This is a genomic window from Microcoleus sp. S13_B4, from assembly GCF_036700885.1.
In the GTDB taxonomy this organism is placed as follows: domain Bacteria; phylum Cyanobacteriota; class Cyanobacteriia; order Cyanobacteriales; family Microcoleaceae; genus Microcoleus.
The window spans coordinates 1-17,506 of record NZ_JAUBPU010000010.1; the positions used below are offsets into that span (position 1 = coordinate 1).

General features: G+C 45.9%; 14 protein-coding genes. 7 read left to right on the forward strand and 7 right to left on the reverse strand.

Translation table 11 applies throughout. The features are described 5' to 3' along the window. Window positions 1-274 precede the first annotated feature (274 nt). From QT994_RS08295 to QT994_RS08320, 6 genes are all read right to left on the reverse strand, one after another. Entirely contained in the window at window positions 275-436 is a 162-nt protein-coding gene (locus QT994_RS08295; RefSeq protein WP_333173325.1) for a hypothetical protein, read from the reverse strand. A gap of 190 nt (window positions 437-626) precedes the next feature. After that, complete coding sequence (locus QT994_RS08300; protein ID WP_333173327.1) at window positions 627-1,889, reverse strand: hypothetical protein; 1,263 nt, start codon at window positions 1,887-1,889, stop codon at window positions 627-629. Window positions 1,890-1,968: 79 nt separating this feature from the next. Next, complete coding sequence (locus QT994_RS08305; protein WP_333173330.1) at window positions 1,969-3,057, reverse strand: SPFH domain-containing protein; 1,089 nt, start codon at window positions 3,055-3,057, stop codon at window positions 1,969-1,971. Between the two features lie 122 nt (window positions 3,058-3,179). Beyond that, window positions 3,180-3,929: a Uma2 family endonuclease gene (locus tag QT994_RS08310; protein ID WP_333173332.1), complete on the reverse strand. Its 750-nt coding sequence runs from the start codon at window positions 3,927-3,929 to the stop codon at window positions 3,180-3,182. Window positions 3,930-4,034: 105 nt separating this feature from the next. Beyond that, the gene (locus QT994_RS08315) at window positions 4,035-4,289 is read right to left on the reverse strand and encodes a hypothetical protein (RefSeq protein ID WP_333173335.1); all 255 of its coding nucleotides are present in this window, start codon (window positions 4,287-4,289) and stop codon (window positions 4,035-4,037) included. Window positions 4,290-4,462: 173 nt separating this feature from the next. Continuing rightward, window positions 4,463-5,716 (reverse strand): FAD-dependent oxidoreductase, encoded by a 1,254-nt coding sequence (locus tag QT994_RS08320; RefSeq protein ID WP_333173337.1) that lies wholly within the window; start codon window positions 5,714-5,716, stop codon window positions 4,463-4,465. Window positions 5,717-6,033: 317 nt separating this feature from the next. On the opposite strand from QT994_RS08320, the gene dnaK reads away from it, so the two are divergent. From dnaK to QT994_RS08350, 7 genes are all read left to right on the forward strand, one after another. Continuing rightward, window positions 6,034-8,154 (forward strand): molecular chaperone DnaK, encoded by a 2,121-nt coding sequence (gene dnaK / locus QT994_RS08325; RefSeq protein WP_333173339.1) that lies wholly within the window; start codon window positions 6,034-6,036, stop codon window positions 8,152-8,154. A gap of 103 nt (window positions 8,155-8,257) precedes the next feature. Continuing rightward, window positions 8,258-9,427 carry a J domain-containing protein gene (locus QT994_RS08330; RefSeq protein ID WP_333047638.1) on the forward strand — a complete coding sequence of 390 codons (1,170 nt, stop codon included), beginning with the start codon at window positions 8,258-8,260 and terminating at the stop codon, window positions 9,425-9,427. 382 nt (window positions 9,428-9,809) lie between these two features. Continuing rightward, window positions 9,810-12,245: a dynamin family protein gene (locus QT994_RS08335; RefSeq protein WP_333173341.1), complete on the forward strand. Its 2,436-nt coding sequence runs from the start codon at window positions 9,810-9,812 to the stop codon at window positions 12,243-12,245. Window positions 12,246-12,344: 99 nt separating this feature from the next. Next, on the forward strand, window positions 12,345-12,548 hold the full coding sequence (locus QT994_RS08340; protein WP_333173343.1) for a hypothetical protein: 204 nt from the start codon (window positions 12,345-12,347) through the stop codon (window positions 12,546-12,548). 22 nt (window positions 12,549-12,570) lie between these two features. Then, on the forward strand, window positions 12,571-12,690 hold the full coding sequence (locus QT994_RS27775; RefSeq protein ID WP_445243884.1) for a type II toxin-antitoxin system PemK/MazF family toxin: 120 nt from the start codon (window positions 12,571-12,573) through the stop codon (window positions 12,688-12,690). An 81-nt stretch (window positions 12,691-12,771) separates the two neighbouring features. After that, window positions 12,772-13,212 (forward strand): KGK domain-containing protein, encoded by a 441-nt coding sequence (locus QT994_RS08345; RefSeq protein WP_333173345.1) that lies wholly within the window; start codon window positions 12,772-12,774, stop codon window positions 13,210-13,212. Then, window positions 13,209-13,454, forward strand: a complete 246-nt coding sequence (locus tag QT994_RS08350; protein WP_333146872.1) for an HNH endonuclease — start codon at window positions 13,209-13,211, stop codon at window positions 13,452-13,454. The genes QT994_RS08345 and QT994_RS08350 overlap by 4 nt, the downstream gene beginning before the upstream one ends. Window positions 13,455-13,505: 51 nt before the next feature. Here the strand turns inward: QT994_RS08350 and QT994_RS08355 are convergent, their stop codons facing one another. After that, window positions 13,506-17,318, reverse strand: coding sequence for a glycoside hydrolase family 2 TIM barrel-domain containing protein (locus tag QT994_RS08355; RefSeq protein ID WP_333173347.1), 3,813 nt, complete (start codon window positions 17,316-17,318; stop codon window positions 13,506-13,508). Between the last annotated feature and the right edge of the window lie 188 nt (window positions 17,319-17,506).

Sequence of the window (17,506 nt, forward strand, 5' to 3'; positions counted from 1 at the left end):
GATGCACGGGTTTTGATCTATTTTACCTGTTTTTCACGGCGATGACTCTCGAACGCACCAGTTCTTAACCCAGGCCACGTAATATGCGATCGATATATTCAGCAAGCCCTATCTAAACTCGAATAATTTTCCCACTTTAGGTCTTTTTTGGGATGTTCCCACAATTTTTCACTCTGATTTAATTCAGGACTAGAGGCAGGTAAATATATTGACATTATATGCAGATAGCCAGTCTAATAAGAGAGATTTCTGAAAGCTACCATTATCCATTCGCTTACGCATCGTCGCTAATTCTTCTCTTGTTTTGATTTTTGTGGTGGCAATCCAGTATAATAGCAGTAATTTTTCGCGTGCTTACTGCTGTTATAGCCCGTTCGAGTCGATGCTCTAGTTCCTCAACCGTTTCGTGGATTTCTACCTGAAATTTGTTGGCCATATTGGCTCTCCTCTACTTTAGCCTATATGAGCGTGTAGCTTCCTAGTGAATTGGTCTTAGCAAATTATCGCTCCTAGATGCGGTTGTACTTCGTTTAAATAAAAAATAGACTTAGGAGTGAAAAGCAAGTTTTGAAGAGGCAGGATGGCTGTTCCACAAGAATTATGCCAGAGATCTAACGAACCATCAACTACTTAGGAGAGGGAACAGGCGCTGGGGGTAATTTTTTGTTCGGTACAGGTGCGGTAGAGGGAATAGGAACTGGCGGTAATTTTTGGCTCGGTACAGGTAAGGAAGTTGGTTGGGGTTGGGGTTGAGGGAGACCGGGAACACGGATATATCTCCAATTACCAGTAAACAATAGGTACATAACACCCGCCAGCACAACACCGCTAACAACAGCAGCAGTAATTTTCCAAACACTGTAGGGACGTTCGCCTTGAACTTCAGCGGTGCGTGCATTAACCATTACTTGATATCGTTGGTTTTGATAACGATAGGCACACAGCCACACAGGTAGCAAAATATGCTTAAAAGTGATAGCATTGTAATCAGTGGAAATGCTGTGAACCCGCTGCTCGTCGCCACCAATATTCCTACAAACATCGAAGTGAATAGTACCGGCCATGACATTTTTAGCAGATTCAAACCCTTGAGTGAGAGAAACTTGCGATCGCTGCGCTTCAAACCCAGCTAAATAAGATGAATTGTAAGCGCGCAGTGACTCCTTGAGATGCCAAGGTTCTAACGCATCCAGACGCGGGCGATCGACTGAAGTTGTAGCTGGAATCAGAATATCATCAAAAGAGCGATCGACTCTGCCAGAAACAGGCCACCACCTGGTATGTTGCACTTGACGAGTTTTAGTTTCAGTTTCGCCCTGCGAGTTTGTTTCCGTATAAGTTTCAGTCACGTAGTAGTGTTCTCCGCGATCGCCCCTATAGTAACTAACCGTATAAGTGTCGTAAGTCCAAAACGGCAAATAAACCCCTTGAATTTTCTCCTGTTGGGCTAGGGATTTCAAAGCAGAGGGAGCAAACCAGCGATTGCTGAGCCACTTCTGAATGCTTTCTCTGGCCTGTTTATCACTAACTTCAAAGGGTACAATTCCCTCTGGGTGGACGCTAGGGCTAGCCTTTGCAGGTTGGGTCACAATTGGAGAAGCGCAAAATGGGCATTTACCCGCTACTTTCGGCGGTTCAAAAGTAACACTTGCTCCGCAATCATTGCATTTTACTTCCAGGGCTGTTGTTGATAAAGTTGTCAGCGTCGTGCGATCGATTTGGAGATATTGTTCGTAAGAGTTCTCCTTTACATCTTCAGCATTTTGGGGAATTGCATCTTCCCAGCCACAGTAAGCACACTTGAGCTTTCCTGCTTGGGGGTTGAACTCTAAATAAGCCCCGCAGCTAGGACAGGGAAAACGTTTAACAGCAGGTTCAGAAGTATTCATAATGGTTAATTGGTGATCTAATTGGTAATTCGTAATCGGCAAAACATACCCATTACCAATTAACTAAATATGCAAAATTTTAGGCGGCGGCTGGCGGGGGCGGCGGGGGCACTGTCGCTAACAAAGATGCTAATTCCGGCACTTGCGATGCTAACTTCCAGCCGTCAAAACCTGCACGCCAAACCATTACCTGATGTGTCAAACCATTTTGCAAAAGTTTATCCAATCCAAAAGGGCCTACTTGTTGACCGTTCTGGGCAATATACCACTGAGTTTGTGTTGGTGGGGGAGGTGGCGGCGGTGTTTGCGATGCTGGTGACTGCATCATATTTGTCATTTGTTGGCCTACTGCCATGCCCATGCCCAATTCTAATCCTTGGTTGCCGCCGCTGGGGTTATTTGCTGATGCTTCTAGCGCGTTAGCAGCTTGATATTGGGTATATTGCTGCATATTTCCCAGAAGTCCGATCGAGGCTCGTTTGTCGAGTGCTGCTTCAACTTCAGGCGGCATCGAGATGTTTTCAATTAATAGCTGAGTTAACTCTAAGCCGAATTGCTGGATACTTGGCTCTATGGCAACTCGCACCTGTTCGCCCATGTGGGTGTAGTTGGCTGCAAAGTCTAGCAGGGGAACGCGGGAATTGCCAACCCAATTGGCAAAAGCACTGACTATTGTATTGCGTAGCTGTTCGCTGATTTCATCTACTTGAAATAGTCCGTCAGTGCTGATTAGTTGTTTTAAGAGTTGTTCGGGATGAGAAACTTTAATGTTGTATGTGCCAAAAGCCCGCATTCTCACTGGGCCGAGTTCTGGATCGCGGATAATTACAGGGTTAGAGGTTCCCCATCTCAGGTTGGTAAATATTTTGGTGTTAAAAAAGTAGACTTCTGCTTTGAAGGGAGAGTTGAAACCGTAGGGCCAACCTTTTAAGGTGCTAAGAACGGGTAAATTGCGGGTGTACAGTTCGTGCATTCCCGGATCGAAGACATCGGCAACTTGCCCTTCGCTGACAAAGACTGCTATTTGTCCTGGTCGTACAGTTAGTTTAGCACCTTGTTTAATTTCGTTTTGGTGACGCTCAAATCGATAGGCAATGGTGTCACTGGTATTGTCCAACCATTCGATGATATCGACAAATTCGCCGCGAATCTTGTCAAAGAGTCCCATAGATTTATTTTGGGTTGTTGTTTGATTTTAACATCAATAGGAGTGAGGGGAGTTCCCGATCGCCATTGTAAAGTTTTTACGTGCGATCGCTAGGGATGGGCGCGATCGCAGTTGCAGACAATTCACAATTCTGGTTCAATTCCAGCCGATCGCAACTGAGCGCGCAATTGCTCTAATTGGTCTTCGGCGCGATCGGCTCTTTCTGCTCCCGATAACAACAGATTCCCTTGACTATCCCACCAGCGCAACCAAGGTAACTGAACATTTTGATACACTCCTTGCCAAATTCCCAATTCCACTCCTAACTGTGGAATCGGATAATGACCGCGCTCATTTGCAGCAACTAATTGATACCTATCTTCTATCAGGTGATAGACTTCAACACTAGCCTTGGTTACTTCATAAATTCCGTAAAATGCCGGATGGATGACATTTTCATAAATCCAGAATTTACCCGGCTTAGTTTCCTGTTGACCGGAACGCAACAACGGTGTTCTGTCCCGTTCTTCTGCACCATTGCCCGATACAAATTCTAACACAATTAACGGTGCTACAAATTCTTGCCACATCACATAAGAACGGCGCAATTGACCGTCAATAGTTGGCGGGACATTAGGCACGTAAAACCAGTCGGGTGCTTCCGCACCCCGTTCTAGCGGCTCAGTTAATCGCCAATAAATGCCGCTGTCTTGCCCGATACAATAGTTACCATCTGGATGAATGGTTTGGAAGACGGGAGTAATTGAATCGGTTAACAGAATGCTTTGGGGGTGTTCTTGAAAATTTTTCACAAAAGTACCGTCTGATTCGGGTAGCTGAGTGTGGTCTGGCCAGCCTGTAGGGTTGTTTTCTACATCTAAGGTGAATTTCATGGTTTTATTTGGGTTGCAAGTATTGTATTGTATTGAAAGAACTTTTGATTTCGATTGGTCTACCGTTCAAGTAACCGATACAGGTATTGCTATCCAGCAAATAAATCACAGCAATTCCTCCCGTTCCTGAAATTCCCCTTGTTCTCCCCGCACTAAAGGTTCATCCTGAAAGCAGCCAAAAGTTCTATCAAAAAAACTGGGCGACCAGCCTAAATCTTCCGGTGTTTTAGCTTCAGTTGCGGGTGATATGCGCTGGAAAACTACAATAACTTCCAAATCTGTATCTGTAATCCCAACCGGTATTTGCAAATGCAACATCCCATCCGAACCGACGTGCGATCGCACTTTAATACTTTGCATAACTCTGGTCTCATTAAGTTTGTACTGAAATTCAATCTTGTCACGAATTACTCATCTATGCCAAAGAAACCGGGTTTTTTACCGAATATGTAAGTGCGAAAGATTTTCGTCAAAAAACCCGGTTTATGACCACCCGTGCGTCATTCTACCTCTATATTTAAAATTGGTGTATCTCATTGATTTAGTACGCGAACCCGAGTTAATCCAAAACCAATTAATCGCGCTGGAATATTTCGCAAAATTGGTAACTGCAACAAAAGTGGCGGTGTAAATGGTCGATCGCTATTTAATGCCCCCTTAATAATTCGCTCCTGTAAAAACGACTGAAATGCTTGAATGATGCGTGTGGGCAACTCCCGCTGTCGCTGCACTTCTGCCAAATCCCACAGATGCACGCGATCGTTTTTCAGGGAGGCGCTGAGTACATTAGCCGCGACGACAGCATCTTGAATAGCATAGTTAATTCCCACACCGCCTACGGGTGACATGACGTGAGCGGCATCCCCAATTAAGAGCAAACCGGGACGATACCAGCGGGGAAGGCGACTGGATTCAACCGACAGAAAAGAAATTTGCGACCAATCTTTCAGTTGCTCGACCCTATCTGCAAATTCGGGTGCTAATTCAGCAACAGATTTTTGCAAAGCTTCTATTCCTGATTCGCGCAATTTCTGATAGCTGCCTTTCAGAATAATGTAACCGAGTTGCCAATAATCCAAGCGGTCAATCATGACTAATAAATGACCTCCCACAGCTCGACCTCCCACGCCAAAGTCTTTGGCATCATCGGGACTGCGCGGCAAACGAAACCAAAGGACATCCATCGGCGGGGAAGTTTTAATCGGTTCAAAACCTGCTAATTGGCGCAGGCGAGAAAAGCGACCGTCTGCACCGACTGTGAGGGTCGATCGCACTTCATGCCATCCCCCGCGTCCCCGGTATCGAATTCCGCACACAACCCCATTTTCGACGATCGTTTCTTGGACATTAGCTCCCATTACTAGCTGAAAACTGGGGTAGCGCTGCGCTTCGGTAATGATGAATTCGAGAAACTTGACTTGGGGAAGGATAGTGATGTAAGGATACTTGGTTTTGAGACGGGATAAATCTACGAGTGTGGCGGTATTCCCAGCAGCTTGGATGGTGAGTTGGCGCATTTTTGTATGGGGCAATTTCAGCAATTGTGCTGCTAAACCCAATTGCTCCATAATTTCCATTACAGACGGATGCAGCGTATCGCCGCGAAATTCTCGATCGAAATCTTTGTGTAGTTCTAGCAGGATGACTGGAATGTTTTGCCTCGCTAAAAGTAATGCTAAAACAGCACCCGCAGGCCCACCTCCGACAATGCAGCAGTTGGTCTGTTGCACGTCAACGATCGAGTGTTCTTGAGAGGATTCTGAATTTTGAACAGAGTTGACAGTCATATTTTTATGTTCCTCTTTGCTCAACAATCCTGCTAGCTGCTTTTAGTTTAGCAAAACGCATTAGTTAATCAATTCTGAAACTTTTTTTCCTGTCAAAAGATGAACATACAGGGCTTTCCCAAGTTCACACTCCTACTCCTCGCAGGATCTCGCCAATCCACCAGGGGAGCGATCATACCCACCCAACCGCAGCCGCTTGACCAAAGTGAGGCAATCCCCCCGCAGCCCCCGCTTCTCGACGCGGTACAATAAATGCAATCATACTTAACGCTTATATTGAAAAGGCTACACACAACGCCACAGGAGACAACTGACGCATGGGTAAAGTAGTTGGCATTGACCTCGGAACAACAAACTCAGTAGTAGCCGTCATGGAAGGCGGCAAACCGGTTGTGATTGCCAATGCAGAAGGGATGCGGACAACTCCCTCGGTAGTTGCTTTCACAAAGGAAGGAGAACGCCTTGTGGGACAGATGGCCAGACGCCAGACTGTTCTCAACCCGCAAAACACCTTTTACGCTGTCAAGCGGTACATCGGACGCAAATATACCGAACTGACTCCAGAATCAAAGCGCGTTCCTTACACAACTCGCCGCGACGACAACGGGAACATCAAAGTCAAGTGTCCCCGCCTGAAAAAAGATTTTGCCCCAGAGGAAATTTCGGCGATGGTGTTGCGAAAGCTGGCCGATGAAGCCAGCCGCTATCTGGGACAAGAGGTGACGGGGGCTGTAATTACTGTTCCCGCTTATTTCAATGACTCGCAGCGACAGGCGACGCGGGATGCGGGACGAATTGCCGGACTTGATGTTAAGCGGATTTTAAATGAGCCAACGGCGGCTTCTTTGGCTTACGGTTTGGAGAGGCGAGAAAGTCAAACTATTTTAGTGTTTGATTTGGGTGGCGGTACTTTTGATGTCTCTATCTTAGACGTGGGAGACGGAGTATTTGAAGTCAAAGCAACTAGCGGTGACACTCAATTGGGTGGCAATGATTTTGACTCCAAAATTGTGGATTGGTTGGCAGAACAATTCTTAGAAAAAGAAGGAATTGATTTGCGGCGCAACCGCCAAGCTTTGCAGCGCTTGATCGAAGCGGCCGAAAAAGCCAAGATTGAACTGTCGGGAGTCGGTGTCACAGAGATTAATTTGCCGTTTATCGATGCGAATGAAGATGGGCCTTTGCATCTGGAAACGCGGCTGACTCGCGGTCAATTTGAGGGGCTGTGCACAGATTTGGTGCAGCGATTGCGGCGGCCGGTGAAACAAGCTTTGGCTGATGCAAGTTTGAGTCCTTCTCGCATTGATGAGGTTGTGTTAGTCGGCGGTTCGACTCGCATTCCTTTGGTGCAGGAAGTTGTTCGCAGTTTGATCGATCGAGAACCCAATCAAAATGTGAATCCCGATGAAGTTGTGGCGGTGGGTGCGGCAATTCAAGCGGGTATTTTGGGTGGGGATGTCCGCGATGTGCTGCTGTTGGATGTGACGCCGCTGTCGCTGGGTTTGGAAACTATCGGCGGGGTGATGAAAAAATTGATTCCTCGCAATACTACTATTCCCGTCAGGCGATCGGACATTTTTTCTACTGCTGAAAACAACCAAACTGTGGTAGAAATTCACGTCATCCAAGGGGAACGGGAATTAGGCAGAGATAATAAGTCTTTGGGACGCTTTAAACTAACTGGAATTCCGCCGGCACCGCGAGGGATTCCGCAGGTGCAAGTAGCTTTTGATATTGATGCTAACGGGATGCTGTTGGTGACTGCTTTGGACAAAACTACGGGCAGGGAACAAAGCATTACTGTACAAGGTGCTTCGACGCTGACTCAGCAGGAAGTGAATCAAATGATTCGCGATGCGGAACAGTTTGCTCAAGCTGATAAGTTGCAGCGGGAAAAGGTAGAAAAACGCAATCGCGCTGAAGCTTTAGCTTATCAAGCCGAGCGGCAGTTGCGAGAAGTTGCGCTCGATCGCGGAATGCAGTTTGCTCAAAGAAGCCGCCAGCGAATTGAAACTTTAATTCGGGAATTACGAGACAGTTTGGAACGCAATGATGAGCGGGGAGTTGACCAAGTTGGTTCGGATTTGCAGGATGCTCTTTACGATTTGAGCCGGGAAATTTCCGCGTTTGCTGATGATGACGATGATGATGATTTCTTTGAGTCTGTGAAGCGGACTTTTACGGGCGACGGTACCAAGCGGCGCAGCGATGACAGCAGCTATTATACCAATGCTAAGCCGTACAGGCGATCGACTGTCGATCCAATTCCCGATCGCCCATATGATCGTATGGGTGATCGTATGGGTGATCGTATGGGCGATCGTATGGGCGATCGTATGGGCGATCGTATGGGCGATCGCAGAAGCAGTGCTAATCGCCCCACTCGCCCTTATCAAAATCAAAGCGACGATTGGGATGATGACGACGATTGGCTGTAATTAATGATTAGTCATTAGTCTCTAGTTTGATGCTGACAAGCCGAATGACTAATGACTAATGACTAATAACTAATGACTAATGACTAATAACTAATGACTAATAATGCAGAACTTTCGTAATTACTATCTAATTTTGGGAGTGCCCAAAGATGCCACGGCTGATGAGATAAAAAAAGCCTATCGACGGCTAGCCAGACAGTGGCACCCTGACGTAAATCCAGGTGATAAATCTGCTGAAGATAGGTTTAAGGATATTAATGAAGCTTATGATATTCTTTCCGATCTCGACAAGCGCGCTCAATACGATCAGTTTAGTAAGTTCTGGAAACAAAAGGGATTTCAAGGCCAACAAGGGGTGCGACTTCCCAATTTCAAAACTTGGGGAAACAGTAAAACTACCCGCAAAAAACCGACCGAGGATGTCGATTTTAGTGATTACTCGGATTTTAATAAATTTCTCGACCAAGTGCTCGGAAGACGCCGGGAAGTGAGGATGGCGACAGCGAATGATGCACCGGGAGTAGGCTCCTCTGAACCGTGGAGTACGGCTTCTAAGAAAACCAGTTATGTTGCTAATTCTCGCCCACCTAGAAGGGATTTCGACGATCGCGAAATGCGACGGGAAACAGTCGATCGCGAAATGCGACGGGAAACAGTCGATCGCGAAATGCGACGGGAGATAGTCGATCGCGAAATCAGAAGGGATATAGTCGATCGCGAAATGCGACGGGAAATTAGGGAAACAGTCGATCGCGAAACGAGAAGAGACATTGAGGCCAGGCTAACTCTGCCTTTGGAAAGGGCTTATTCGGGTGGTACCGAGCGAATTCGTTTGGAAGATGGGCGAGCGATCGAGGTAAATCTGCCTCCTGCTATGGTATCAGGTCAGCGGATTCGCTTGCGAAATCAAGGTATGGGGGGCGGAGATTTATATTTGAAAATCACGGTTTCTCCCCATCCATTTTTTCGATTGGAAATGTCAGATATTTGCTGCGAATTGCCTCTGACTCCCAGCGAAGCGGTGTTAGGCGGAGATATTGAAGTACCGACGCTGGATGGCCTGGTAAAGATGAAATTGCCACCGGGAGTAACGTCTGGAAAGCGGTTGCGGCTGGCTAACAAGGGCTATCCGACGGGAAATGGCGATCGGGGCGATCAATTGGTAGAAATTCAGGTGTTAATTCCCAAAGAAATTAGCGAGGAGGAACGGGAATTATACGAAAAGTTGCGACAGGTTGAGTCTTTTAAACCGCGTCAGGATTTATCGGTTTAATGTAGAGTACGCAATGCGCCCGTTTAATTTAGTAGGGGCGCAATAATGCGCGCCTTACTACTAATTGTGTACGAAAAATTAGGAGATGCTTGGCTAAATTTTACTGACATATCACATTTAGCCACTTGGCTGTAAATATATGATAACAAATCCGTTGGTATCGGAATTATTCATCTCTCTTCTCTTCCTCCGCGCCCTCTGCGGCCTCTGCGGTTTAATCATTCCCAAACAACCATAAACGATATGATTAGTCGCCAGAATAGCCGATCGCACTTTCAGCAATCCTGACTCCCATAAGTAAAATTACTGTTGTGATTATTCCTGAACTAGCAGAGAATTAACAATAAGGTAATTTTCCCACAATCAGGAGCAGTCTGCCGTCATGACTCAAATGCCCCCTCAATGCAACAATCTGCAAGAGCAAGTTGATTCTTTAGTGCAACTGCTGCGTCAGGAATCGTCTTTGCGACAACAAGACATCACGGCGGTACAAGCTTCTCTGAAAAAGGCAATTTCTCCTGAGTTTGAAATTGTGTTTGCTGGCGCTTTCAGTGCGGGAAAATCTATGTTAATTAATGCTTTGCTGGAGCGAGAATTGCTCTACAGTGCAGAGGGACACGCGACTGGTACTGAATGTTATATCGCCTTTGCTGAGCCGGAAAAAGAGCGCGTTGTTCTAACTTTTTTGAGCGAATTTGAGATTAGCCAGCAAGCTTATGTGCTTTGCCATCAGTTAGGTTTAACTACTGAACTTAATATTAATCAAACAGATGTAGTGTCGCTGTTGTCTCAGGGATGCAACATAATTATTGAAACGGAAGGCGGCGAAAATAAATCCGAACTAGCCAAAAAAGCTAAGGCTTTGATGCTGCTGTTAGAAGGTTTTGAGGCAAATCGCGATCGCATCCAAACTCTCGAAAACGCTACCTACTCGATGGAACAGTTTAATTTTTCCAATCTCAAGGAAGCTGCTAGTTATGCCCGTCGCGGTAGTAACAGTGCTGTACTCAAGCGAGTTGAATATTACTGTTATCATCCCTTGCTGCAAGATGGCAATATTATTATCGATACGCCGGGAATTGATGCGCCAGTACAACGGGATGCAGAATTGACTTATGATAAGATTGAAAGCCCGGATACTTCGGCGGTTGTCTGCGTTTTGAAAGCGGCTTCGTCTGGGGAAATGACGACGGAGGAAACCGAGTTGATGGAAAAAACACGGGGAAATCCGGGAATTCGCGATCGACTCTTTTACATTTTCAACCGCATCGACGAAACTTGGTACAACACGCAACTGCGACAGCGCTTAGAAAATCTGATTAATTCCGACTTTCGCGATACTGCGAGAGTTTACAAAACTAGCGGATTGTTGGGATTTTACGGAAGTTTGATTCGAGGGACAACAGGGCGCGATCGCTTTGGTTTAAATACAATCTTTGCCACCAGCCAAGGGCGAGTTTCTGGAGATGATAAATTAGATTCAGAGTTGCTCAGTAATAGTGAAGAGACTCCGCAATTTGTTAGTGAATTTAATCGCTACTGTGCGAATTCCGGTAAGCTATCTCCGAGCAAATTTCGCGTTTCAGTTAACAGCTACGAATCACCAAATGAAAACTACGTGCGGATTCTTGCCGAGCAAGGACAACCATTAATTACTCAATTAATTCAAGATAGCGGGATCGAAGATTTTCGCACAGCCATCACCCGTTACCTCACCGAAGAAAAACGCCCGCAACTGTTCAAAAATTTAGCTGATGACTTAGAAGACTTGTGCATTCAACTGCGGAAACATTACCAAACAATTCAGCGGAATTTGGACAGCCAGCCCCGCGAGATTGAAGCGATGAAAGCACAGGAACTTTTGCGGCTAAATCAAGAATTGCAGCAAGTTGGGGAGGAATTTCGCGAACATATCGCCGAAGAAGTCAATGAAATGATTATGAATAAATGCGATATTTTTGATACAGACTTTCGGCAACTGCAATCTCGGATGATCCGCCGCTTGGATGAATTGTTAGACGGATTTTCTGTTGAGGCGGCTTACGGACGCACTTTGCGGAATCATCCCCGCAATGCCACAGCACCTTTAATTGCTGTTTTAGTTGAAGCGCTTTATTATTTAGCGAATCAGTTGGAAGATATTTTAGTAGAGGCTACTAAGTCACTGGTTGATAATTATTTCCAGTATTTGAAAGATAGCGTTCGTAAGTCTGAATACTATCGATTACTTTATCGGTTGTTGGGGAATGATGGGGGCATTGAACAGCAGTTAGAGGAGTTATCAAAGCGGGTTTCTGATGCTTTGGTAAATGCGGCTGGCGTTGAGTGCGATCGCTACGTGCGAGAAAGTCCCCGTTTTTACGACGAAGGCACATTTTCGATTTATCAATTCCGGGAAACATTGCAGCAAACTTCTCAAGGCTACGACTGCGAAAACATGGTGGACGCCCAACCGGCAATTCGACAATTATTGCGGCTAGATTTCGAGCCAAAAGTATCTAGAACTATTCGGCAAACTTTCCGCCAAACTGTCAACCAAACCCTGAAAGAGCATTTGTTGCCGCTGGCCCAAAAGCAAGCTGATGATATTTTGCAGAAATACAGTCAAGCCCGCGATTATTTGGAGCAAACTTTGGCACAAGAAGCGGAGGAAAAGATTGCTGGGAATCTGCGGCGGCAAGCTGAGAATGAGCAGAAGATTCAAGAGTACGATCGGGCGGTTTCTGGGATTAATAGTTGTTTGCAGGCGATGAAGCTGCACGAGAATTTGTTGCCTGTAATTGGGCAAAATGATAGCGTTTCGGTGGAGGGTGAATGATTGCAATTTTGGCGATCGCAAATCGGCGATTGGAAATCGCTCGCTATCTTTATTGTGTTTATTATGCTATAATAGCCAACAAAGAGCGACTTTAATCCTATGAACATTCGCGAAAAACTTTTAACAATAATCGAACAACTTCCAGAGGATAAGTTAGCAACATTTCTGAACATAGCCCTCTTCTTGAAAATTGGGAAAGAATCTGTTCAACCGATGCTTGTATCCCAAGCTTATCAAGATTGGCTGAGTGCGGAAAATGACATTTATGACGAATTATTTGCCGATGAACTTACGGCACGGTGATGTAGTGTTGGCTCAAGTGCCAATGCCTTCTACTCAGCTAACACAGTTTAAACTACGTCCGGCTGTGATAATTTCGGCAGATAATCTTAACCAAATTCTTGAGGATGTGATGGTTGTACCTTGTACTTCAATGAGGGCATAAACCAGATCAATCGCTGTTTGATGGTAGCTTTGGAATTAGAAATAGTAGCTCAAATAGGACTTACGCCAGGAGGGCAAGAATATGAAAAATAAATTAGATTTTCACAACTGCGGTAATGATGATGCTGTATCTTTCGGTATGACTATGCTTAAAATGGAAAAACTCAAAAAAACAGTAAATAAACTTGTGTCTGAGTGGGAGTTAGGAGAAACACTTGATGATTTATTAAGAAAACAGAACCTAAATATCGATGTACCTTGCAATCATCCCCAAAAAAATTGGTCATACGAAGAATGGTTTGGTGAAGGTATAGATTGTGAAATTCTCAGAGTGGGTGCTCAGGGCTGGAAGAAAGGAAAAATTAAGCTCAAACTTAATGTCACTATAGAATTTTGCCCAGACGAACCAGAAGTCGAAGAAACACCAGAAAACCAGGAGTCAGAAACTAGCAAACCAGAATCCCCTCTCGATGATTTGCGTCGCCAACTACTAAACCCTGAAAATCAACCGAACAATTCATGAGCAAAACCCCTAGAATCCCCATTCCCCCCGAAGTAAGAAAATACGTATTCACCCGCAATAAATACCAATGCCAAAGCTGCGGCCAAACCAAACTAGAAACCCAACTGACGATCGATCATATCATCCCCCTAGCGCGCGGCGGCAGCAACGACATCAGCAACTTGCAAACCCTCTGCAGCACCTGCAACCAAAAGAAAACCGACAAATTAGACCCCCGCTTCCGCCGTCACTTTGACCTGTAATATCCTCCATAACATTTGCGTTAATCCGCGTTAATCTGCGGTTAAAAAATCCTACCATCGATAATAGCGATAAGGATCGTCCCCATTCTCAAAATCCGTCTTGTAATCCCAGTGATAAAACTCCCGACTCGAACCGTTAAACACAGATTCATCCGCCTTAAAACTCGCCCCTAAATTAGCCAAAATCTGAGCAGTTGCCCTGGTTTGCCGCCAGCGAGTAAAACGCAAATAAGTCTTAGTATCAGCATTCAAACTGTCGGGTTCAATCTGAGAGAAAATCGCCACACCTTTGCCCACTTGTACCCGACTTAACAAACCGTCAGCGCCGATTTCTCCCCCAGACTTAATCAACCAAGTATCATAAAAAGAGCGCGATCGCAAATCTGAGGCGCTAATCCCCTTCACCTCATCCCAACTCGGAACCGCCAGCGAACCGCCGAAATCCTGCGCTTGCTGCAAACCCACACCCAAACCCGCAGCAGGCACTTGACGCGGCAAGAAAAACGCCTTCCCGCCAGCATTCAAATAACCGCGCAAATCTGCATCTTTCAGATTCGCTTGTGTCCCCACAATTGCCAAACCAACATCATTAGAAAGCGAACTAGCGCGCTGATAAATTACCCCCAAACTGTCCAACTTTTGGGCATCTCTATCTCCCCCAATTAAAACCACTTGATCCGGTTTTCCAAGTACCGGAGAATTCATCCCGTAACTCACAATTTGTTGTACTAGCTGCGCCGCCCCAGCATCTACAGAATAATGGTCTTCCAAATCCAACTCGTTTAAAATCAGCCGCCCTTTTCCGTAATCCAATTCCATCAGCGGCGAATAAGCTAAATCAAACTCAGATTCCAAAATGGGGCGCCAACCGCTGCGGTGCGGCTTCTCAATTGAAGCGCTACTGACACCGCCGCGATTTCCCCAACGCCAGCCGTACCAAGGTTTATTTGCCGGGTTCAAATTAGGGCCAGTTTGGATCGTATCTGGATAAGGTTCAACCAGGGTGCTTTCCCCCACCCAATCCCGCAAATCTTCACTGTCTAAACCGCTAATTGCCGGGTGGTTGCTGTCAACTGGATAAGCGCGGCGGCTGACATGGGCAGCCACCCGGAAACCCGTATTTTTCAGCCATTCCCTGCGCTGAGGAAACACAATTGCTTTGCCGCCGTTTCGTACAAAACTTTCTAAACTTCCCGGCAACTTTTCCCCACTCGAAAACGCTTCCCTACCGATAATTAATAGCGATGAAACTTGCGAACCATTCCACGGTACAAGCTGATGACCTAACTGTTTTAACATTGCCGAGGTTTTGCCCGCTGGATCGAAAATTGCAACCGAATCTTTGATGTTAGATTGTTTCGGAAAAACGCGGAAAGCAAATGTATCAGAATGCGATCGCTCGCCCACCCGTGCCGTCAAGCGAATTTCGCCCTCAGCCTTGCTAGAAATGGTATTTGGCAATTTTACGTCTATTGGGAAAAACAGCGTTTCTGCCGACTCAATCGTCCCTTTTTGCTCGCCTTTTTTTACTTCTTTCCCACCCACCAAAACTCGCCAATTAAACGCAAATTCTTGCCTCGCCCGCGTATCGTTAAGTAACACTACTTGCTTTGCCATTTTTCCGCCCACAAACAAATTGTGATCTTTCGCAGTAAAAACCGGGTTAGCACCAGCAATCCAAGCCAAAGTCGAGCTATTATTATTCATAATTGCCTCGCCCCCAGGATGAACAGTGTAAGCTTCGGGCTGCAAATAATTCAAAAGATTATTAGAGACTTGCTTCAAATAAACTCCCCGACGACCCGGTTGAAATGCCCCAATATCCACCTTTTTTCTGCCAGCTTCGGAAATTTCCCAACCATGTCCGTCATTCCAAGGAATCATCCCCCCAGACATTCCAAAAGTCCGCCAACTCCGCCAAGTATTTGTGCTGAATAACTGCTGCAACTTTTGAAAAGCGGGTGCAAAATCTAACTCTTTTTTTAAATGCCAGCTTTGATACTCCTGACCCTTGACAAATTGCTCGCGAATTTTAGATTTATAAGCGGCAGTTTCCAACTCGTAAGCCTGCTTGCCAAAATAAATTGCCGCAAACTCAGTCATCCAAGGTTCGCTGAGAATCGCCTGACCAAAACCTTTGCGGTTCCGCATCATCGTTGCGTGCAGAGGAGTGCCAAACTCGACGGCCATGTAGGGCATGTCCCCGGTTTTGCTCCACTCAGAAATCCACTCTTCCCGTTCTTGCAAGGGAATCATATTTAAATAAGAATTCAGCGCATAAACATCGCCGAAGTTTGCGCCTTGGTGTACCATCACAGGTCTAGTTGGGTCTGCCGATTTAATCGCAGCTATAGCGTCATTTCCTAGGGGAGTGTTCACCCGCAAACGCTCGTTTTCGGAGGGACTGAGAGTTCCTTCTACTTTTCTTTTGCCGATGCGACGGGGATTTTGGTCGTCAGCGTTGCCGAAAAAATTAGGACTTGTCGCCCACATTAATACTGATGGATGATTGCGGTAGCGGCGCATTTCAGTCACCATTCGGTCTTTCCAGCGGCTTTTCCACAGGGGGTTCTTCCACTTGCCGTTCAAAGCGAGACGACTAATGTCTAAAGCGGGAGCCATAATTGGAAAACCTTTGAGGTCTGCTCTTTCCGAAAATAACTCTCGGAAGTGCCACGTACCCCGTTCGTCGTGATTCCAAGGCCACATTTCTGTTATGTTAAAACCTGCTTTTACGTAGCCATCAATTAGCCTGTCAGAAACTTCTAGTATCCCGCCTTCCCAAGACTCGGAGTGTAAGTTGGGTCGCAGCCGAATTTCTGTTCCGTTTAAGAAAAATTTGCGCCCTTCTATCCAAAATTCGCGGAAGCCAAAAGGTTGGTCGTATTGCGTGTCAATGCCGCTGCCTTTTACTTGTAATTGCAGGGTGTAAAGATTTGGTTGCCCGACATCCCAAAGACGGGGATTTGGCCAATTCCACTGAACTTGTACGGTTTGAATTGGTTTAGCTTTAACGTTGGCAGTTGCGGTGAAATTTTGTTGTACTTTGCCTTTTTCGTCGAGCATTCGCGCGATTAATTCAACTTGACCGTTTTGGGCAACGTCTTTGAGTTCAACATCTAATTTAACTTGCTTTTTTCTGGTGGAAGTTTGGACGAATACGTCGCTAATTAGCGGGCCTGGGGGAACGCTCAGAAGTCGCACTTCGCCGATGATTCCCCGCGATTGCAATTTGGATTTTTCTGTGTAGATTTCTGTGGGGCCCATGATGACGGCTTTTTCCTTTTCATCGGATACTGCCACGACTAAAATAGATAGGGTGTTTTGACCGGGTTTTGCGGCTTTGGTAATTTCAATAGTGCCGTAGGGCCATGGGATTTGACCGCAGTTAATGCCGTTGATAAAGATGACTGCATCGGTGCTGACTCTGGCTAAGTCGATAAATATGCGGCGGTTTGTCCAGTCGCCGGGAATGTCTATATTTCTCTGATACCAAGCTTTTGATAGTTGTTGGCTGTTGAAGTTTTCCCACTCTTTGCCCCTGCCGCGAGTGATGATTCCGGGTACGGATTCCTTTTTTTCTTTTTGCCAGTCTCCGGGTACTTGGATGGAACCCCAACTTGGAGAGACGGGGGGGTTTTGGAGGTTGCCAACTGCGGGCACAAATTGCCAAGTTCCGTTGAGATAGATTTGGGATCGTTTGTTGTCGATCGCCCCGACGGCCGCGATGGTAAGATTGGGGAAGCCGATCGATATCGCTGAGTTGCTGGCAAAGTTAAAATTTTGAACCGCGTAACCTATGAATCCGAAGACGGTGGCGGCTGCGAAAAATAATCCGATAATTTTGGCCAGCTTGTGATTCACTCGCTTATTGCTCCCAGAAATTAGATAATCTAATTTGTCCCTGGATCTATGATAGCAGTTGTTCCAGCACCAATCCCGCAGCCAATCTGTCTCTGGGAAGATGGCATCCGGCAGACAACTGTGGTTTTGTAAATAAAAAATAGATACTTAGTTTTAAGTTAGTTTTCACAGGGTTGTTTCATCGACAT